The following is a 17,598-nucleotide window of genomic DNA, read 5'->3' as shown; positions in this document are numbered from 1 at the left end:
GCTCTTCCTCAACAACCACCCCGGGCCTCCGCTCCGGCTGCGCGCTGGCCCGGAACCTGGCCCATTCGCCCTCCCCGGCGCGGCGAGTACGGCCTACTGCCTGTGGTCGGGCGACTGCCCAGGGCGGGGTCAGGAGCGTACGGCGGCCGCTGGAAGGGTGAGTGTCACCGAGAACAACCGTCCGTCGTCGTACGTCGGTTCGAGCGTGCCGCCCATCGCCTCGGTGAGGTCCTGGGAGAGCCGCAGCGTCAGGCTGTCGGCACGCTGGGCGCCGTCGGCGCCGCCCGTGAGCCGGATGCGAAGCCTGCCGTCGAAGGCTTCAGCGGTCAGCGTCGGCGGCCGCCCAGCCGGGCTGTGAATCAGGGCGTCGGCTGCGAGAGCGGTCAGGACCCGGGTGAGCAGGGCGCCATCGGCGATCACATCGGGCGCCTGCTCCGGTAGCCGGACCTGGATGGTCCGGCCGCCGGGGCCCAGGTCGTCCAGTACGGCGGTCAGTAGCTCGTCGAGGCCGACGGGGCGCAGGTAGAGGTCGAGAGCCCCACCCTGCAACCGGTCGAGGTCGGCGAGGTCGGCGACGACCTGTGCGGCACGGCGGACCGACGTGCGGGCCGTGCCCATGTCCTGGCGGGCGAGGGCTTCTTCCGCCGCGCGCAACCGCTCCCGCAGGTCGCGGCCGGCTGCCCGGATCAGGGAGGCGCGCGTGCGTTCGGCGTCGGCGAAGGTGTCCGTCTCGGCGGCGTGCCGGGCGAGCGTGCCGTGCAGGTGGGCCATCCCGAGTTGGGCCGCGCACGCCCCGAGGATCCGCTGGTCGTCGGTGGCCAGGACACCTCGGGTCGCCAGCGTGAGGGTGTCGCTGACCGGACTTTCGACGTCGGCTTCGTACGGCTGCTCCGGTGGGTGTGCACCGGCGCTTGCGACCACGTACCAGCGTGGCCCCGGTGCTGTCTCGGGTGCGCGTTCGAGAAGGCTGACGCCGGTCAGCCCGAAGCTCTCCCGCACCTGTTCGACGAGGCTCGGCAGGTCCTGGCCGTGCATCATGGCCGTTGCCAGCCGGTTCAACACCCGCGCCTCCCATGTCGCGCGTACAGCCTGGCGGGTGTGCCGGGCGGCCGCGTGGGCAGCGGCTCCCACCAGCGTGGCGGCAATGACGAAGCACGCCAGCGCGAGGGCGTCGCCGCCGTGTTCGACCCGCAGCGAGTGAAGGGGCGCGGTGAAGTAGTAGTCGGCGAGCAGCGCCGCCGCGAGGGCCACTGCCAGCGCCGGAACCAGCCCACCGACCAGGGCGGTACCCACGGCGGCGAGCAGGTAGACCAGAAGCACGCCGGACAGGCCGAGCCGGGGGACTGGAGCGGTGAGGAGCAAGGTCAGCACGGGTAGCAGCAGCGCGGCCCCCACCGCCGCTGACCAGAACCGCCGTGGTCCTGTACCGCGGCCGGGGCGCGGCAGCCGCGTCGTGAAGGCGGAGCCGGCGGCCGCCTCGTGGGTGATCACATGGACGTCGATGGGGCCGGAGCCACGGATCGTGCGATGCCCCACCCCGGCGTCCAACAGCAGGGACAGCCGGCCGCGGCGGCTGGCGCCGAGCACGATCTGGGTGACGTTCTCGGCCCGGGCGAACTGCAGCAGCGCCGCGACCACCGACTCGCCCGTCGTCTGGTGGTAGGTGCCGCCCAATGACTCCACCAGGGTGCGCTGGGACGCGAGGGCCGCCGGATCGGCGTGGGTGAGTCCGTCGGCAGGCACAACGTGCAGCGCCAGCAGTTCGCTGCCCGGAGTACGCGCGGCGATCCGGGCGGCCCGTCGGATCAGCGTCTCTCCCTCCGGGCCGCCGGTCAGCCCCACCATGATCCGCTCACGGGTTTCCCAGGGGATGGCGATGCCGTGCTCGGCGCGGTAGTGCTGCAGTCCCTCCTCCACCCGGTCGGCGAGCCACAACAGCGCCAACTCGCGCAGCGCGATGAGATTACCCACCCGGAAGTAGTGGGTGAGGGCCGTCTCGATCCGGTCCGGCGGATAGATGTCGCCGTGCGCCAGGCGTCGGCGCAGCACTTCGGGCGGAAGGTCGACCAGCTCGATCTGATCGGCTCGGCGGGCCACCTCGTCCGGCAGCGTCTCGCGCTGGCGCACTCCCGTGATCTGCCGGACGACGTCGTTCAGGGACTCCAGGTGCTGGACGTTGAGCGTGGTGACGACGTCGATCCCGGCGTCCAGCAGTTCCTCCACGTCCTGCCACCGCTTGGCGTTGCGGGTGCCGGTGCCGGGGGCATTGGTGTGGGCGAGCTCGTCCACCAGCGCGACCTGGGAACGGCGGGCCAGCACCGCGTCGAGGTCCATCTCGGTGAACTCCGCTCCCCGGTGGGTCACCGTACGCCGCGGCACCGTCTCCAGGCCTTCGGCCATGGCGGCGGTCGGTCGCCGCCCGTGTGGCTCGACGAAACCCGCGACGACATCGGTGCCGGAAGCGCGCAGGCGCTGACCCTCTTCGAGCATGGCGTACGTCTTGCCCACGCCGGGGGCTGCCCCCAGGTAGATCTGCAACCGTCCACGCGCCATCCCCGAGCTCCCGCCGGCTCGTCGCACTGTTCGCCGCGTACCTCCCTTCATGATGTACCCGGAGCAACGGCACGCCGCGCGTCGCCGCCGCACTGGGCCTGGCGCCGGGGACGGCAGAACAACCACTCATACGGCGAGACCGGGCCTGCGCCCGCGTGCGCAGCGATCACCGCGGGGGAGTCGACCGTCATGGCGGTGCCTTCCTCGCCCGTCTGTCGTGTCGTTCGCCCGGTGAAGCATCGGCTCGTTCGGACTGTTCGACGCCTATTTTCTGCAGTCTTCCGACTCGTCGTGGCGTGCCAAGGGCCGATCGGCTCACTGAACGGCTCACACGGCCCACTCGGCTGTCCTTCCCTGGCGCGCCACCACGGAGTCGCGCAGCGTGGAGGTGAAGGAGGGCATTCGGCGTGGCCGGCGAGAGGCCCGCAGGAGAGGTGAGACGTATGGGCACGGACACTTCCAGGCCGCGCGTCGTGGTCGGCGTCGACGGTTCGCCGTCCTCGCACGCGGCGCTGCGCTGGGCCGTGCGGTACGCCGGACTGATCGGCGGAACCGTGGACGTGGTGGCGGCGTGGGATCTGCCCGGCGCGTACGGCTGGGCGGCTCTGGCCGTGGACGCCGATTTCGACGAGGCCGTCGCCCGGCAATGGCTGAGCCAGGAGCTGAGCGAGGTGCTGGGAGCCGAGGAAGCCGCCTCGGTCAGGGCGCTTGTGGTCCGTGGTAACACCGTCGAGGTGCTTCTGACGGCCGCCGAGGGGGCCGAGGTGTTGGTGGTGGGCAGCAGGGGGCGCGGCGGGTTCGCCCGAGCTCTGCTGGGGTCCGTCAGCCGGCACGTCACTGCGCACGCCAGGTGCCCGGTTGTCGTCGTGCGCCCGGAATCGCGAGGAGGGCAGTCCGGCGGACCCGTATGACCCAGTTCCCCCGGGTAGGACGCTTCCCTCAGCGCGGGCCGTAGGTCAGGCTGACAGGGCAGGTGTCGTCCGGTCGGACGATCGTCATGATGCGGAGTTCATTACTCATGATGTCACCGAACGGCAGGATTTGGGGCTTGTCGCGAGGCCACCACCCGGTCGCGGTCCGCAAGCCTGTCGCTGCGCACGTCAGTGGCCGCCAGCTGGGTTTCCTGGGTCAGGACAGGGTCAACGTCGTCCGGCTCAACGCCGATCTGGCCGCGTTGGGTGGTCGGGCCACACCTCCCGCGCGACGCGGTCAGCCTCAACAGCGTGACTACCAAGGGCGCCCGGCGACAGGGCGGCTCGTTGACGAGGACGACGAGAAGATATCCTTGAATATCAGGATCATCGCTGGAAGGGACACCCCAGACCCGAGTCAATGACCACGAGATTCACTGCCCCATCGCTTCGGGGAGGAGATCGTGAATGAGGACACCGCAGGTCGGGCTGACCGTGATCTCATGCGTCGCATTGAGGTGCGACTTGCGCAGCTCGGTCTCACGGAGGAGGAGTTGGCGGGTCAGGCAGGCATGTCGCCGCGCTACTTCCGGCACCTGATCGCGTCCGGGGCCGATTTCGACCCCGGTGGCTTCCTGCGGGTCGCCGCCGCGCTCGGTATGACCCACCAGGAGTTGCTCGAAGGCCGAAGCGACGCGCCCGCAGGCCAGGGCGGAGCGGCACAGCACCCTGTGCTCATGAAACTCACGACCAAGGAATGCTGGGAGCGGCTCGGCACCCAAGGGATCGGGCGCATCGCGTTGCCCGCGCATCCGGGGCCCGGCGTCTTCCCGGTCAACTACATTGTTGACGGCATGACGGTCGTTTACCGCACGGATCCCCGAGGCGCCGCGGTGGCCGAACCCGGCGGCGAGGTCTCCTTCCAGGTCGATCACGTCGACGAGAGCCGGAGCGTCGGCTGGAGCGTCCTGCTCGCCGGCACCGCCGAACACGTCACCGATCCTGAAGCCGTCCAACGCCTCGCTGAGCAGCCCGTCAGCGAGCCGTGGGCCGGCGGTGTCCGCAACCTGTGGATCCGCGTCGTTCCGGCAGAGATCAGCGGCCGCCGGATCCACGGCCTTTGACCTTTCACTCGGGCGGTTGCTCGGCCTGCCCTTCGGCGGCAGGGCCGTTTGCCGTTCGATCAGTCGCGTCCCCTCTCAAGCCCGAGTTCGAGTTCGACTCGGGTTCGCCCACCGAAGTCCGGCGGTACGTCTCGGCGGGAAATCCGACACTGGCGAAGGGAGCCGGTGCGATGCCTTGGCCGTTTGGACCGCCGGCCGACGTGGGCCAGTGACTGGCACCTCAGGGGCCGATGGTCTTCCGGCGCGGGCCGAATCGCCCCTCGTGACGGCGGCCACGGGGTGCAACGGCGGAGTTCGCCCCTCGGCCGCACGCCGTGATGGCTCCATGAAAGGCGGTGCGGACAATGACACTTCCTCCGGTGGTCGGCGTCGACGGATCGGACCGTGAGGCCCGTCGGTCGGCCGCCTCGCGGAGACCCGCGAAGTCAGGGCTCGTGCGGGGACGCAGCTTCCGAGGGAGGTCCGGGCGGCTCCTGCAGGACGCTCCAGGCGACCGGACCCAGCAGGTCGCCGAGCCGCCGGAAGACCTCGAGAAACAGGTCGTCGATGGTCAGCACGCCGACCACCCGACCCGCATCCAGCACCGGAAGCCGGCGGACCCCCGTGCGACGGAAGGAACGGTAGGCCAACTGGAGGTCGTCGGCGGCTTCGATCGTGGCCACGCGTGGTGACATGACCGCCTCCACGCGGGCCTCCGTGCCCAGGCCGCCGCCCATGCCCCGTACGGCCAGGTCGCGGTCGGTGACTATGCCGCGCAGCGCTCCGTCCTCGACCACGAGGACAGAGCCGACGGCGCACTCGGCCATCCGTCGGGACACCTCGACCAGGGAGACGTGCGGCGGTACGCACACCGCCGGAGCAGTCATCACCTCGGAAACCTTCATGCGACTGCACGCTCCGATCGGTCCGTCAGAGGACGTCGAGCAGATCGGCCACCGACCGCCGTGGGCTCGCGTGGCCTTCGGGGCCGTAGCCGAGCCGGATCACCATCTGGACGTGGGCCATGGCCGAGACAGGATCGCGGACGGCCCACCGGATCTCCGGCCACTCCAGGGGCTGGGAGGTGACCGAGGCGACCAGCCCGTCCGTGGTGGCCCGGAGCAGGACTCGCTCCAGTGCCTGACCGGCGCGGAGCCAGTCCACAGGCTCATCGTGGGCCGTACCCAGCAGGGCGATGTTCGGGTTCTTCTCGAAGGCCGCCCAGCTTCGCCCGGGCATCGGACGGCCGGCGGCGAAGTCACGCACCGGGGCCGAGGTACCGCGTTGGCGAGGACCGAACGCCTCACCGGGAATGCCGTCGGCCGCCCCCGCGGTACCGGACAGCTCCGTGTGCGTCCAGCGCTCCGTCTCCCCGCGTACTTCCGGGGTGAGTGCTTCCCTGCCCTCGGCATCCCGCACCAACTCCAGGATCGCCTGCACATGCCAGGCACCGGGGAACGACAGCTCGGCCCCCTCGGCGCGGGCCGCTTCGCACAGCCTCTCCCGCACGGCGGCCGGGAGTGCTTCGTCACGGAAGGGAAGACGGCTGGAGTGACGGCGGCCGATCGCAGGGCCCAGGCGGGCGAGCGCCCCGTCGGCGGGTCCGGTGCCGCACAGATCCACCTCGGCGAGGAAGTCCTGGTGGGCCGGGTCGGGCAGCAACCGGACGACCGGCGCCAGCCCCGCCGCGGCGGCGGCCACACGCAGGTTGAGGAGCGCGGCGCCGCACCCCATGCGCAGGCCGCGATTCACGGGGTCCGTTCGCGGGAGTGCGCGCTCCGGGTCGGCGTACAGACGCAGGACGCCGGTGTCCCGCAGATAGCGGAAGGCCCAGGGCTGCGCGTTGTGCAGCGAGGGCGCCGCGGCGGCGTCCGCGACGAGTGCCTCGACGGTGTTCACGTCGGGAGGTTCTGCGGTCACGGTGGTCTCCCTTCGTGACGACCCGGCCGTTCACCCGTGTGTCGGGACGGCGATGACAGGGCAGCCGGCGTGGTGCAGCACGCCTTGGCTGACCGAGCCCAGCAGCATGCCGGTGAATCCTCCCCGGCCTCGGGTCCCCACCACCAGGCCCAGTGCATGCGCCGAGGCATCCGTGAGCACCTGGACGGGATGCCCGACGACCACTTCGTGGCGCAGGTCCACCTCGGGGAAGCGGGCGTGGCGGCCCGCCGCGATCTCGGAGAGCAGCCGACGGCACTCCTGCTGCGGCTCGTCCGTGTCGAAGAGCCTGAGTGGCCCCGGCTCCCAGACGAAAACGGCTCGCAGCTCGGCGCCGCGCAAGGCCGCCTCCTCGAACGCCATATCGACCGCGGCAGCGGAGTGTTCGCTGCCGTCGACGCCGACGACGTAGTACGCGGGGTCCTGGGTGATGTGTTCCGGCTCGGGGACGACCACCAGGGGACAGTGCGTATGGGCCATCACCGGGAGGGCGACCGACGCGGAGCCGAACGCCTCCTGCCTCCGGCTCAGGTGCTGTGATCCCAGCACGACGGCGGTGGCGTCGCGGCTCTGCTCGCACAGCACCCACACCGGGTCGCCCTCCGCGAGCAGGGCGTCCACCTCGAGCTGCGGGTGCCGGGCCACGACGAAGTCCGTGACCTCCTCGAGCACCTGCTTCCCGGCCTTGTGCAGCGCCTCGTTCCATTCCTCCCACGACGGCGGGACGTCCGGTTTCCGGTAGCCCCTGGTCGGCACGCCCTCGACGTGGACCGGGCGCAACGGCAGCCGCCGGCGGGCGGCCTCGTCGGCGGCCCAGGCCACTGCCATCCGGTGGGCCGGATCAGGAGCGACGCCCACCACGATCGGGCGGCGGTCACCGGGCCGGGACATGGTCGCCTCCGGTCACCACATGCCTGATGTACGCGTCAGGGCCGGGGAAGTACAGGGTCACCCGTCCGCTGTCGGCCCAGCGCACGTCGTAGGGCGGGACGCCGTCCGGATGGCGGAGACCGACGATCTCCCCGTCTCGGGCGATGACCCCGCCTGCGGTTCCGCGTACGACGATCTCGTCGCCGACGCGGGCGCGCATCCAGGTGCCGCCGGCTTCGGAGCCGGTACTCCGTACGGACCGGTCGTTGTTCTTCGCTGGTGCGGGAGCGGACATCGCCCTCGCCTCCTCCCTGCGGTGGCGCGGAGAGGTGCCGCCAATTCCATGGAAGGCCCTGGGAGGTGCGACCTGCCAGGGGCCATTGGTCCCCGCGACGCGCCTGTCGGCCCTCCGCCGTACGTGGCTGTCACCGCGCGCGGAGGGGTGGGGCACCGCCGTGTCCGGGGGCGCGGCGCGACGCCCCGCGCCCAGGCGGGCTTCGATATCGGCTCGCACCGAGGCGGTCAGCTCTTCAAGGGCCTGGGACCGGACCGGTGGGACCGGCTCGGGGTCCTTGATCCGGCGTGCCGATCCGGGCAGAACGGCGATGTCCTCGCGGAATCGCCTGCGCGCGTCCTGCCAGCGGTCCGGCGACCACGTCCGACGCCCACCCCGCATGACCGTGCGCAGCAGCGGCTGTGCGGAGTCCGGCGGTTCTTCCAGCGCCAGGGCGATGACGTCGGGCCGTCCGGCGCGGCGGAAGACCTGCTTGCGGCCCGGGGCCGTGACTTTCGCCGAGGACAGCTTCATGACCGGGTGGCCGTCGTACTCGACGAGCTTGTACGCAGCGTCCAGATACGGGGCGTCCGCCGCCACGCCCACACGCGTGCCCACCGCGTACACATCGATCGGGGCGCCGGCGCGTACGAGCCGGTCCACTCCGTACTCGTCGAGTCCGCCGCTGGCCACGATCCGTACGTCGGCCAGCCCGGCGGCGTCCAAAAGGGCGCGCGCCCGCCGCGAGAGTGCGTCGAGGTCGCCGCTGTCCAGGCGGATCGCGCAGCCGGGGCCGCGCCGGAGATCGGTGAGGACCCGGGCGGCGACGCGCACGCCCTGCTCGGTGTCGTAGGTGTCGACGAGGAAGGTGACCGGACCGGGGTGGCAGTGCGCGAAGGCGTGGAACGCCTCGTCCTCGCCGGGAAAGGCCTCGATGTAGGAGTGAGCCATGGTGCCCGAGGCCGGGATGCCCAAGGAGGCGGCAGCGGCGACATCGCTTGTGCCGGCGAAGCCCACCAGGGCGCCCAGCCGGGCGGCCTGCAGCCCGGCCCATGGGCCGTGAGTGCGGCGCAGCGAGAAGTCGATGACCGGCCTGCCGGCCGCGGCCAGTACACAGCGCGCCGCCTTGGACGCCACCACCGTCTGGTGGCAGAGCTGGTTCAGCAGGTACGTCTCGACGAGCTGTGCCTGCGGCAGTGGGGCGGTCACCTCCAGCAACGGCTCACCGGCGAGGACCACATGGCCCTCCGGTATCGCGCGCACGTCGCCCTCGAAGGAGAGGCCGAGGAGCGGTTCGAGGTCCTGGACAGGGCGGCGCAGGGCGTCCGCGAACGCTTCGACGTCCTCCTGCTCCGTGCGGTAGCGGGCCAGGAAGTCCAACGCGGACTCCAGGCCCGCGGCGACCAGGAAGCCCCGACCGGGCGGAAGGTCGCGGACGAAGAGGCTGAAGGTGGCCGGGGCACACATGTCCTCCCGGAGATAGGACATGGCCATGGTCACTTCGTAGAGGTCGGTGGTGGTGACGTCGGACATGGTGATCGCCGCCGGTGTCGTGGTGCCCTGGTTTCAGTCTGACCGCGACCGCGGTGGACGAAAGGGACCTCAGACCCCCCTGCATGGGCTGTTCGGCCTCAGCGCCACGGAGTTCCGCGCGCTGAACTGGAGGTGTCCACAGGAAGGGGCAACAGCTCAGGAGGTACGGCGATGAGCACACTGACACGCAGGCAGGGGTTCGCGTTTCCGGAGATCCCTGACTGGTTCGAGAACCTTCCGGCACGGTTCGCGATGCCCACGATGGGTGACCTGTACACGGTCCGGATCGAGGACTACACGGAGGAGGGCCGCTACGTGATGCGGGCGGAGCTTCCGGGCATGTCGCCCGAGGACATCGACGTCTTCATCAGCGACGGCGTGCTGACGGTTCAGGCGGAACGCACCGAGAAGGACATCACGAGGAATCACAGCGAGATCCGGTACGGCGCGATGAGCCGCAGCGTGTCGCTGCCGCCCGGCGCGGACGAGGACGACGTCAAGGCCGACTACGCCGACGGCATGCTGACCGTCAGCGTGGGCCTGGGCACCGAGAAGGCGGAGGCGAAGCACGTGGAGATCCGGCACGGCAAGTGACACCGGCCGACGATGCATGGCGGGTCCACCCGGGCCCGCCGTCGGCGCGCCGTCCGCGGGGTTTCATCGGTCCGTGCGGGTGGAGGCCCAGCGGCGTCGTACCGCTTCTTCGTGTTCGGCCTCCTCCAGCGCCAGTTCCACCGCTGCCAGTTCGGCCTGCAGCCGAGGGATCCAGTGCCGGCGCAGGGCCCGGATCCGCTGCCGCGTCCGTTCGGTTTCCGCGGCCAGGAGTTCGGCGGCGGCCTGGTGGGCGGCAAGGTTCGCCGCGGCGCGGACCGCGGCACGACAGGCCGTCTCCGCGTGCGCGAGGGCCGTGTTGGGGGCTGTCGGTTCCGCCGGGGAGCGTATGGGGTCCGTCCAGTCCACTCCCGCCGGGTGGCTGACGCCCATCAGCGTGGCCCACGTGACGTCGACGCGCGCCCGGTCCGCGGGCGCCGCCACGACCAGCGCGTGTTCGCCGCCGAGCAGTACCCCGCGCAGCAGCCAGGTTTCCGCGTCGGCCAGCCTCTCCCGCCACATCCGGCCCGCGTCCTCAGCTGCCCGTCGCGCGGTGTGCTCCCGGTCCAGCAGGAGCCGGAGTTTGCGTTCCAGGAGGTCCGCTCCGCGCACGGCGGTGGCGAGACTACGCCGCAGCCGCAGGCGCCCAGCTCGTCCCGCCGGAACCCGGCGCCTGTGCAGGCTCATGGCGCCTCCTCGTCCTGCGGCGGAGTGCGGGTGTCGAGCAGGTCGGCCGGGAGCATGCCGAGCTGGCTGCGCGGCAGGGTCAGCAGCACCTCCCAGGCCCGGTCGAGGGAATCGTCCAACGACCGGTCCTCGGCGGTGCCCTGGGCGAGGAACCGGTTCCGGAAGGCGTCTTCGAGGTCCAGGAGGCGCAGATCGGCCGGGCTGAGCGCCGACCGTCCGATCAGGTCGGCGAGCTCCGCCACCTGCCGGGACCGGGCCAGCGCGGCGATCAACTGTGCGGCGACGGCCGGATGGTCCGCGCGGGTCCGTCCGGCTCCGGTTCCCCTGCGCATCAGACGCGACAGCGAGGCCAGCGGATCCACGGGCGGATAGGTGCCGACGGCCTGGACATCGGCGGACAGCACGATCTGCCCTTCCGTGATGTAGCCGGTGAGATCGGGGACAGGGTGGGTGATGTCGCCCGCCGGCATGGTGAGCACCGGCAGGATGGTGACCGATCCCGGTCGGTCCTTGATTCGGCCGCAGCGTTCGTAGAGGGAGGCGAGGTCGCTGTAGAGGTAGCCGGGGTAGGCCCGCCGGGCCGGTATCTCACCGCGTGCGGCGGACACCTCGCGCAGCGCCTCGGAGTAGGCCGTCATGTCCGTCATCACCACCAGGACGTGGCGGCCCTCCGTGAACGCGAGGTGTTCGGCGACGGTCAGGGCGAGTCGCGGGGTGAGCAGCCGTTCGATCACCGGGTCGTCGGCTGTGTTGAGGAACAGGACCAGTTCCCGTGCGGCGGAACGCGCGGCCAGCCCTTCGCGGACGAACGCCGTGTCGGCGTGGGTGAGCCCCATGCCGGCGAACACGGCGGCGAACGGCTCACCGCCACAGGTCGCCTGAGCCGCGATCTGCACCGCCAGTTCCAAGTGCGGTAGCCCCGCAGCCGAGAACACCGGCAGTTTCTGGCCGCGCACCAGCGTGGTCAGCACGTCCACCGCGCCCACGCCGGTGAGCACCGGTTCGTTCGGCGGTTCCCGGCGTACCGGATTGATCGGCGCGCCGCCGACTGCCGCATACGACCCGCCGAACACCGGCGGCCCGCCGTCGGACGGTTCGCCCCGGCCGTTGCACACCCGTCCCAGCCATCCGGTCCCCACCGGGATCCGCAACGGCGAGCCCGAGAAGGCGACCCGGATGCCGGTGCGGCTCATACCGGCGGTGTCCTCCAGGACCTGCACCACGGCGAGGTCGCGGTCCACCTCCAGGACCAGCCCGTGCCGTCGTTCACCGGAGTCGAGGACGATCGTGGCGAACTCGTCCCAGCCGACGCCGCCGACCCCTTCGACGACCACCAGCGGGCCGCGCAGTTCCCGCACGCCCGTGTACTCGATGACCTGGGGACCGGTCATGCCGCCTCCTTCAGCCGGGCCATCACGGTGTCCCGGGCCGCGGTCACCGGCGCGGTCTCCGCGGGGCCGGCCGTCTCGCGCGCCCGCAGCAGCGGGGTGAAGTCGACCGCCTCGACGGCGTCCACGGCGGTACCGGAGTCCACCAGCTCCGCACAGCGGTCGATCACCGTCAGCACCGCCTCCACCAGGGCCGCGGTCTTCTCGGGGGTGCTGTAGGCGTCCGCCGGGGACAGCGCGTTCTGCTGGACCGCGGCCTCGCGCAGCAGCCGTCCGGCGAGCACACTGATCCGCTCCCGGGGCGGCAGGGCGGTGATGCCGACCAGTTCGACGAGGTCGGCCAGCCGGTCCGCCTCCACCAGCTGCCGTGCCACCCGCCCCCGCCGCTCGGCCCACTCGGGGTCGTCGGCCCGCGCGTGCGCGGCGGCCAGCCCGGCGGCGTCCCGGGAGAAGGACTCCGACCAGGAAACGGCCGGATAGTGCCGTGCGTAGGCGAGATCGCGGTCCAGGCTCCACAGACACCGCACGAACCGCTCGGTGTGCGCGGTGACGGGCTCGGTGCGGTCGCCGCCCGGTGGGGACACGGCACCGATCACCGTGACGGACCCGTTCGCGCCGCCGAGCGTGCGTACGGCCGCCGCCCGCTCGTAGAACGCGGCCAGCTGGGAGGCGAGCCCTGCCGGATAACCCTCCTCGGCGGGGAGTTCACCCATGCGGGAGGCGAACTCGCGCAGTGCTTCCGCCCAGCGGGACGTCGAGTCGGCGATCAGGACGACATCGAGGCCCATGTCGCGGAAGTACTCCGAAACCGTCGCCCCCGTGTGCACACTCGCCTCGCGGGCCATCATCGGCATGTTGGAGGTGTTCGCGATCGTCACGGTCCGCTCCGCCAGACGGCCCCCGGTCCGCGGATCAGTCAGCTCCGTCAGCTCCTCCATGACGTCCGCCATCTCGTTGCCGCGCTCGCCGCAGCCGACGTAGACGATCACATCCGCGTCGCACCACTTGGCGATCTGCTGGAGCAGCATGGTCTTGCCGGTGCCGAAGCCACCGGGAACGGCGACCGTGCTGCCCCGCGCCACAGGGAAGAGCAGGTCGACGGCGCGCTGCCCGGTGTTCAGGGGCACGTCCGCCGTCAGTCGTCGCGCGACCGGTCGCGGCCTGCGCACCGGCCACGACTGCGCCATCCGCACCTCGTTCCCGCCCACCACGGCGAGCACGGCGTCCGAGGAGTGCTCGCCCGCCGAAGCGATCCGAGTCACCTCGCCCGACAGGTCCGGAGGCACCAGAAGCCGTAGTGGCACGCTCGCGCCGATCTCCCCGAGGACGTCACCGGCCGCGACCCGCGTCCCCTCCGACACCCGTGGCGTGAACGACCGATCCCCGAGGCCCGGTTCAGCAGTCGTCGGCCCGTTCGTGGTGAGAAGGTCGCCGGCGCCGGCCAGAGGGCGCAGCAGACCGTCGAACACACCGCCGAGCAGATCAGGGGCCAACCGCACCGACAGCGGTCGCCCCTGGGGTTCCGCGGGATGGCCGGGGGCCAGCCCGCCGGTGTACTCGTAGGCCTGGACGGTGGCCGTGTCGCCGTGGATGGCGACGACCTCGCCCGGCAGCCGGGCGTCGCCCAGTGCGACCAGATCGTGCATGGCGACCGCAGGAGGGCAGGTGATCTCCACGAGGGGACCGGCGACGCGGAGAATCCGGGGACGGTCGGTCCGGCCGGTTGCCGGAGCACTGCTCGCGGCCCGCGCAAGCGAGCCCACGCCGGGTGAGTCCGACGCCTGGTTCCCGACGGCGGTCACGGTGGCTCCCAAAGCGTCTCGGCCCGGAGACCCAGCCTGTCCAGGGCACGGTCGGCGAGGGCGTCCGCCGACAGATCCACCCGGCGGCCAGGCACTTCGGCCGTCACCCCGCCCTCCGCGGCGGCCACGACCCGCGCCTCCGCTCCCAGCAGGGCCCGCGCCACCTCCGCCACGCGCGACTGCGAAACCGCGTCCTCAGCCAGCGCCCGCCGCACACCCGCGCGAACCGCGGCCCTGAGCGCCGCATAGACATCGGCGCGGGCCGCGAGTTCCACCGCCCAGGCGTCCTGCGCCGCACGAACCCGTTCCCGGGCCGCCTCGGCGGCACCGTCCGCCTCGCCGAGTTCCCGGGCCCGCGTGAGCACCGCCTCAGCCGTAGCGCGAGCCGCGCGCAGGGTTTCAGCCGCGACGGCCCGTGCACGGTCCAGTACCGCCTCGGCCGAGGCGCGTGCCGCGCGCAGCAACTCGGCGCGCACGGGGTCCAGCGCATCCACCGGCGCGGTCATGAAGGCATCACCACCGTCAAGGGCCGGGCCGGTTGGGGTGCCGTCGCCGCGTCCCCCAGCACCTCGGCGGCCTCGGGCGTGAGAATCACCAGGCCGACCGTGTCGGGCAGCGTCCGCCAAGCCTCGCGGACGGCGTCCGGTTCCTCCGCGACGAGGACGTCGACCCCGGCCAGGGCCAGCCCGCACACGTCGGTTCGTGCGCCGATGGCGGCCACGGTGCCCATCGTCAGGCCTTTCCGATCAGCAGGATCGCGACCACCAGCCCGTACACGGCGATGCCCTCCGCCAGGCCGACGATGACCATCGCCCGGCCGAACATCTCCGGTCGTTCGCTCAGCGCGGCCAGCGCCGCGGCTCCCGTGTAGGCGACGGCGATCGCGGCTCCTATCGACGCGCCGGCCACCGCGATGGCCGCCCCGATCAAGGCGGATCCGTTGACTCCGCCGTGCGCGGCGGCCTGCGTCGAGGCCTGCGCGGGGCCCGCCAGCGCCGTGGCGAGGACGGCGAAGGCGCCGCCCAGCAGGGCGAGGTTCGTGGCGAGCAGCCAGCGGAAGGCGTGTTTGGTCCGCCGCCGCCGCAGCAGCCGGACGGCGCCGAGCACCGCGACCAGGACCGGCAGGACGATCAGCCAGGTGAGCATGGGATCACCTTCGTAGCGGGGTCGGCAGGTTCCGCCGGGGAAACGTGCCAGGGACGGAACGGTCGGCCTTCCGTCTCGAAGAGCCGGGAGAAGAGTTCGTAGAACTCCAGCCGCAGGGCCTGCACACCGGCCACCAGGGCCTCCAGACCGAAGGACACGGCCGTGCCCACGACGAACAGCAGTGCGGCGCCCGCGACTCCGGCGGCGCCGCGCCCTGCCAGGGCCGTGGTGCCGCGCCACACCAGGCCTGCGAGCGCGGCATGGGTGAGGCCGAACGCCGCGAGCCGGGCGAACGACAGGGTGTTGGTGCCGGTGCGCACGACGACGTCGAACAACCGCACCACCGTCTCGGCGAGTCCCGCGCCGCCGCCCGCCGTGGCCCGGAACAAGCCCGACGCCACCAGCGCCAGCCCGGCCACGGCGAGGGCACCCCCGGCGACGGCCGGGGCCCGCAGGTGCAGCAGCAGGCCCGCCGCGGCCAGAGCGAGACCCAGATAGAACAGCAGTCCGGCACAACCGGACGCCGCGTACAGTCCTGTGCCCCAGCCGCTCTCACGCACGCGGTTCACCGCGCCGGCGGCGTGCGCGAGCGCCAGCAGACCGGCCCCGAGGGCCACGGCGGCGGCCAGCAGACGAGTGGGATCCTCCAGCGGGCTCAGCCACAGCACCGGCAGCAGCCCGGTGGGCCCGAAGAACTCGCCGTAGGCGACCCCCGCGAGCATGGATGCGATACCCGCGCCCGCCAGGAAGGGCCACAACCTGCGCAGCCGGGCCCACCGCCGGGGCCACCCGAGACGCAAGGCGAGCGCGCCGAGCAGCAGCAGAGCCCCGTGCCCCACGTCACCGAACATGATCCCGAACATCGCGACGTAGGCGAGGCCCGCCGGCCACGAGGGGTCGAGGTCCGCGTAGGCGGGCGTGCCGTACGTCGTCACCAGCGGGGTGAAGGAGGCGGTCCGGCCCGGCCGCAGCAGTGTCGGGGGATCGGCTCCGTACGGGGAGGGCAGCGGCAGCAGCGCACCGCCCGCCGCGGCCAGCCGCCCCGCGACGCGGGGAACCTCGGCGGCCGGGCACCACCCGGCCAGCGCGGCGACCTCCCCACGCCGTACGGCGCCTTCCGCACGCTCCTCCAACTGGGCCTCGCCCGCCAGCAGAGCGACACAGCCCCGCTGTTCGAGCAGATCGAGATCGGGCGCGGCGGCGGCAAGAACAGCCGGAGCGGTGCTCTCGGGTCCGGCGGTCGTGCCCCGTCCGCGCAACCGCTGCAGCCGGACGGCCGCCGCTCCCGGGGCAGCTTCCTCGGCGCGGTCCAGTTCCACGCAGCCGGCTTCGGCGATGCGCACGAGTGTGTCCCGCAGGGCCACTTGCGGCACGACCACCGCCACACGGCGCATCCGGACCGGCGTCACCGCCTCAGACCAGGGCATCGAACGCCTCCCCGGGCCGTCCACTGCGAGCCGCGGATTCCAGCGCCGCCCGCACCCGCCAGGCGTCCACGGTCAGCACGGCGACCGCACCGACGACCACCCTGGGCCCGTACCGGCCCTCGCGCAGCATCGCCGCCCCGTCGGACTGCACCGTCCGCCACCAGCGGGCCTCGGCCCGCCACAGCTCGCCCGGCTCGTCGACATCCGCCAGGACCCAACCGGTCGCCGGGGGCAGGTGCTCACGGAACTCCTGGTATGAAGCGGCGGCCGGCGCCCGGGTCCCGAGCAGCCGTGCCGCATCGCGCCGCACGGGCTCCGGAAGAGAGCGGTGGTGTACGAAGAGTTCACGCGCCGCGAGCAGGAGCGCGCGTCCCTGGGCCCAGCGGCGTGCGGACGGTACGGCGACGGCGGTGCGCCGAGCGGCGGCCATCCGCATGCCCGTGAGCAGGGCCCACGGCGTATCGCCGCCCGGGTCACCCCAGGGTGAGGCGGTGAGGGCCGCGCGCAGTTCCGCGGGCGTCCCGGCCCGCTCCAGACTTCGCCAGGCGGTCTCCAGCGCCCCGAGCCGGTACGGCTCAGGCGCCTCCGCGCGGCGGCCCTCCGGTGCGGGCAGCCGGGCGACCACGTTGGCGATCTCGAACCCGGCGGCGAGCGGAACGAGCAGGCGAGCACCACCCGGCGGCAGCCATCCGGCCAGAACCCGCAGATGCCACAGCACGGTGGCGGCCACCGCCCGCTGTGCCTGCGGCAAGCCCGCCGCTGTCCGCGCGTAGCGAGCGTACGGCGTCGTGGCCAGGCGCCGCAGGGCGTCGTCGAGCGTTGGGCCACGGGCGATCTCCCGCGCCCCAACGGCACCCGGACACCGGCCGACGAGGGCTTTCGCCCGCACCGCTCCGGCGACCCAACCGGCACTCATGGCTCTCCTCGCGCCCCGCCTGCCGGACGCAGGGCATCGGCCACCGCGAGGTCCACCAGGTACGGCATGCGCTCCATCGCCCGCGCGTGGATCGCCGAGGCCGCGCGGTCACCGGCGGCGCGCAGGGCCTCGGCTTCCTGCCGTGCCTCCCGGAGAAGCGGTTCAGCGGCCTGTCGGCGAACCTCCGGGGCTTGTTCCCGCGCGGCCGCCACAAGACGTTCGGCTTCGTGCGAGGCACCCCGCCGAAGGGCCTCGGCCGCCTCCTGGGCGGCGGCCCGGATCCGTGCCGCCCGCTGTTGAACATCCGCCAGTCGGGCGAGGGCAGGCTCCAGTTCCGCGGTGCGCTCCGCCGCCCGATCGGCGGGCACGCCCGTGGCGGACGCTCCCGGCGTACCCGCCGGACGGAACCGCTCCAGGAAGTCCCGCAGACTCATCGGCGGCCTCCTGCCGATCGGATGC

18 protein-coding genes and 1 pseudogene are annotated in these 17,598 nt (G+C 72.5%); 4 read left to right on the top strand and 15 right to left on the bottom strand.

Annotated features, from left to right (window positions below):
- Positions 1-129: 129 nt before the first annotated feature.
- Complete coding sequence (locus TNCT6_RS01220; RefSeq protein WP_141355709.1) at positions 130-2,553, bottom strand: DUF4118 domain-containing protein; 2,424 nt, start codon at positions 2,551-2,553, stop codon at positions 130-132.
- A gap of 443 nt (positions 2,554-2,996) precedes the next feature.
- Here TNCT6_RS01220 and TNCT6_RS01215 point away from each other — a divergent pair, with 443 nt between their 5' ends.
- From TNCT6_RS01215 to TNCT6_RS01205, 3 genes are all read left to right on the top strand, one after another.
- Complete coding sequence (locus TNCT6_RS01215) at positions 2,997-3,464, top strand: universal stress protein (RefSeq protein ID WP_141355707.1); 468 nt, start codon at positions 2,997-2,999, stop codon at positions 3,462-3,464.
- 86 nt (positions 3,465-3,550) lie between these two features.
- Complete coding sequence (locus TNCT6_RS41625) at positions 3,551-3,889, top strand: potassium-transporting ATPase subunit C (protein WP_141365933.1); 339 nt, start codon at positions 3,551-3,553, stop codon at positions 3,887-3,889.
- A 39-nt stretch (positions 3,890-3,928) separates the two neighbouring features.
- Positions 3,929-4,588 carry a pyridoxamine 5'-phosphate oxidase family protein gene (locus tag TNCT6_RS01205; RefSeq protein WP_253265983.1) on the top strand — a complete coding sequence of 220 codons (660 nt, stop codon included), beginning with the start codon at positions 3,929-3,931 and terminating at the stop codon, positions 4,586-4,588.
- Between the two features lie 425 nt (positions 4,589-5,013).
- Here TNCT6_RS01205 and TNCT6_RS01200 read toward each other — a convergent pair whose 3' ends face one another.
- From TNCT6_RS01200 to TNCT6_RS01185, 5 genes and pseudogenes are all read right to left on the bottom strand, one after another.
- Entirely contained in the window at positions 5,014-5,454 is a 441-nt protein-coding gene (locus TNCT6_RS01200) for a CBS domain-containing protein (protein WP_253265982.1), read from the bottom strand.
- Between the two features lie 43 nt (positions 5,455-5,497).
- On the bottom strand, positions 5,498-6,487 hold the full coding sequence (locus TNCT6_RS01195; RefSeq protein ID WP_141355703.1) for a nitroreductase family protein: 990 nt from the start codon (positions 6,485-6,487) through the stop codon (positions 5,498-5,500).
- A gap of 30 nt (positions 6,488-6,517) precedes the next feature.
- Complete coding sequence (locus TNCT6_RS01190; protein ID WP_141355701.1) at positions 6,518-7,396, bottom strand: universal stress protein; 879 nt, start codon at positions 7,394-7,396, stop codon at positions 6,518-6,520.
- A complete protein-coding gene (locus tag TNCT6_RS40640) occupies positions 7,380-7,595 on the bottom strand; it encodes a DUF1918 domain-containing protein (RefSeq protein ID WP_172633167.1) in 216 nt (71 codons plus the stop codon). Before TNCT6_RS40640 ends, TNCT6_RS01190 begins: the two co-directional genes overlap by 17 nt.
- 228 nt (positions 7,596-7,823) lie before the next feature.
- Positions 7,824-9,182 (bottom strand): annotated as a pseudogene (locus TNCT6_RS01185) (nicotinate phosphoribosyltransferase); the annotation flags it as partial.
- 171 nt (positions 9,183-9,353) lie between these two features.
- On the opposite strand from TNCT6_RS01185, the gene TNCT6_RS01180 reads away from it, so the two are divergent.
- Complete coding sequence (locus TNCT6_RS01180; RefSeq protein WP_141355697.1) at positions 9,354-9,776, top strand: Hsp20/alpha crystallin family protein; 423 nt, start codon at positions 9,354-9,356, stop codon at positions 9,774-9,776.
- Positions 9,777-9,839: 63 nt separating this feature from the next.
- Here TNCT6_RS01180 and TNCT6_RS01175 read toward each other — a convergent pair whose 3' ends face one another.
- Genes TNCT6_RS01175 through TNCT6_RS01135 form a run of 9 tightly spaced genes read right to left on the bottom strand, consistent with a single transcriptional unit; the run spans position 9,840 to position 17,573 of the window.
- Complete coding sequence (locus TNCT6_RS01175; protein ID WP_253265981.1) at positions 9,840-10,460, bottom strand: V-type ATP synthase subunit D; 621 nt, start codon at positions 10,458-10,460, stop codon at positions 9,840-9,842.
- Positions 10,457-11,851: a V-type ATP synthase subunit B gene (locus TNCT6_RS01170; protein ID WP_141355695.1), complete on the bottom strand. Its 1,395-nt coding sequence runs from the start codon at positions 11,849-11,851 to the stop codon at positions 10,457-10,459. The genes TNCT6_RS01175 and TNCT6_RS01170 overlap by 4 nt, the downstream gene beginning before the upstream one ends.
- A complete protein-coding gene (locus TNCT6_RS01165; RefSeq protein ID WP_301184418.1) occupies positions 11,848-13,611 on the bottom strand; it encodes a V-type ATP synthase subunit A in 1,764 nt (587 codons plus the stop codon). The genes TNCT6_RS01170 and TNCT6_RS01165 overlap by 4 nt, the downstream gene beginning before the upstream one ends.
- A gap of 35 nt (positions 13,612-13,646) precedes the next feature.
- The gene (locus TNCT6_RS01160; RefSeq protein WP_141355691.1) at positions 13,647-14,156 is read right to left on the bottom strand and encodes a hypothetical protein; all 510 of its coding nucleotides are present in this window, start codon (positions 14,154-14,156) and stop codon (positions 13,647-13,649) included.
- Complete coding sequence (locus TNCT6_RS01155) at positions 14,153-14,380, bottom strand: V-type ATP synthase subunit F (RefSeq protein ID WP_253265979.1); 228 nt, start codon at positions 14,378-14,380, stop codon at positions 14,153-14,155. Before TNCT6_RS01155 ends, TNCT6_RS01160 begins: the two co-directional genes overlap by 4 nt.
- Positions 14,381-14,382: 2 nt before the next feature.
- Positions 14,383-14,796 carry an ATP synthase subunit C gene (locus tag TNCT6_RS01150; protein ID WP_141355687.1) on the bottom strand — a complete coding sequence of 138 codons (414 nt, stop codon included), beginning with the start codon at positions 14,794-14,796 and terminating at the stop codon, positions 14,383-14,385.
- Entirely contained in the window at positions 14,781-16,223 is a 1,443-nt protein-coding gene (locus TNCT6_RS01145) for a V-type ATPase 116kDa subunit family protein (RefSeq protein ID WP_253265978.1), read from the bottom strand. The genes TNCT6_RS01150 and TNCT6_RS01145 overlap by 16 nt, the downstream gene beginning before the upstream one ends.
- Positions 16,210-17,139: a hypothetical protein gene (locus tag TNCT6_RS01140; RefSeq protein ID WP_141355685.1), complete on the bottom strand. Its 930-nt coding sequence runs from the start codon at positions 17,137-17,139 to the stop codon at positions 16,210-16,212. The genes TNCT6_RS01145 and TNCT6_RS01140 overlap by 14 nt, the downstream gene beginning before the upstream one ends.
- Positions 17,136-17,573 (bottom strand): hypothetical protein, encoded by a 438-nt coding sequence (locus TNCT6_RS01135; protein WP_253265977.1) that lies wholly within the window; start codon positions 17,571-17,573, stop codon positions 17,136-17,138. The genes TNCT6_RS01140 and TNCT6_RS01135 overlap by 4 nt, the downstream gene beginning before the upstream one ends.
- Between the last annotated feature and the right edge of the window lie 25 nt (positions 17,574-17,598).

Origin of the sequence: Streptomyces sp. 6-11-2, from assembly GCF_006540305.1 — a bacterium.
Classification (GTDB): domain Bacteria; phylum Actinomycetota; class Actinomycetes; order Streptomycetales; family Streptomycetaceae; genus Streptomyces.
The sequence above is the reverse complement of the archived record's forward strand: the minus strand, read 5'-3'. Positions and strand labels throughout refer to the sequence as shown.

Bases quoted from the DNA above. Each gene is read 5' to 3' on its own strand.
- TNCT6_RS01220 (WP_141355709.1), bottom strand. From the start codon at position 2,553: ATGGCGCGTGGACGGTTGCAGATCTACCTGGGGGCAGCCCCCGGCGTG.
- TNCT6_RS01215 (WP_141355707.1), top strand. From the start codon at position 2,997: ATGGGCACGGACACTTCCAGGCCGCGCGTCGTGGTCGGCGTCGACGGT.
- TNCT6_RS41625 (WP_141365933.1), top strand. From the start codon at position 3,551: ATGATGCGGAGTTCATTACTCATGATGTCACCGAACGGCAGGATTTGG.
- TNCT6_RS01200 (WP_253265982.1), bottom strand. From the start codon at position 5,454: ATGACTGCTCCGGCGGTGTGCGTACCGCCGCACGTCTCCCTGGTCGAG.
- TNCT6_RS01190 (WP_141355701.1), bottom strand. From the start codon at position 7,396: ATGTCCCGGCCCGGTGACCGCCGCCCGATCGTGGTGGGCGTCGCTCCT.
- TNCT6_RS40640 (WP_172633167.1), bottom strand. From the start codon at position 7,595: ATGCGCGCCCGCGTCGGCGACGAGATCGTCGTACGCGGAACCGCAGGC.
- TNCT6_RS01180 (WP_141355697.1), top strand. From the start codon at position 9,354: ATGAGCACACTGACACGCAGGCAGGGGTTCGCGTTTCCGGAGATCCCT.
- TNCT6_RS01175 (WP_253265981.1), bottom strand. From the start codon at position 10,460: ATGAGCCTGCACAGGCGCCGGGTTCCGGCGGGACGAGCTGGGCGCCTG.
- TNCT6_RS01170 (WP_141355695.1), bottom strand. From the start codon at position 11,851: ATGACCGGTCCCCAGGTCATCGAGTACACGGGCGTGCGGGAACTGCGC.
- TNCT6_RS01160 (WP_141355691.1), bottom strand. From the start codon at position 14,156: ATGACCGCGCCGGTGGATGCGCTGGACCCCGTGCGCGCCGAGTTGCTG.
- TNCT6_RS01155 (WP_253265979.1), bottom strand. From the start codon at position 14,380: ATGGGCACCGTGGCCGCCATCGGCGCACGAACCGACGTGTGCGGGCTG.
- TNCT6_RS01150 (WP_141355687.1), bottom strand. From the start codon at position 14,796: ATGCTCACCTGGCTGATCGTCCTGCCGGTCCTGGTCGCGGTGCTCGGC.
- TNCT6_RS01145 (WP_253265978.1), bottom strand. From the start codon at position 16,223: ATGCCCTGGTCTGAGGCGGTGACGCCGGTCCGGATGCGCCGTGTGGCG.
- TNCT6_RS01140 (WP_141355685.1), bottom strand. From the start codon at position 17,139: ATGAGTGCCGGTTGGGTCGCCGGAGCGGTGCGGGCGAAAGCCCTCGTC.
- TNCT6_RS01135 (WP_253265977.1), bottom strand. From the start codon at position 17,573: ATGAGTCTGCGGGACTTCCTGGAGCGGTTCCGTCCGGCGGGTACGCCG.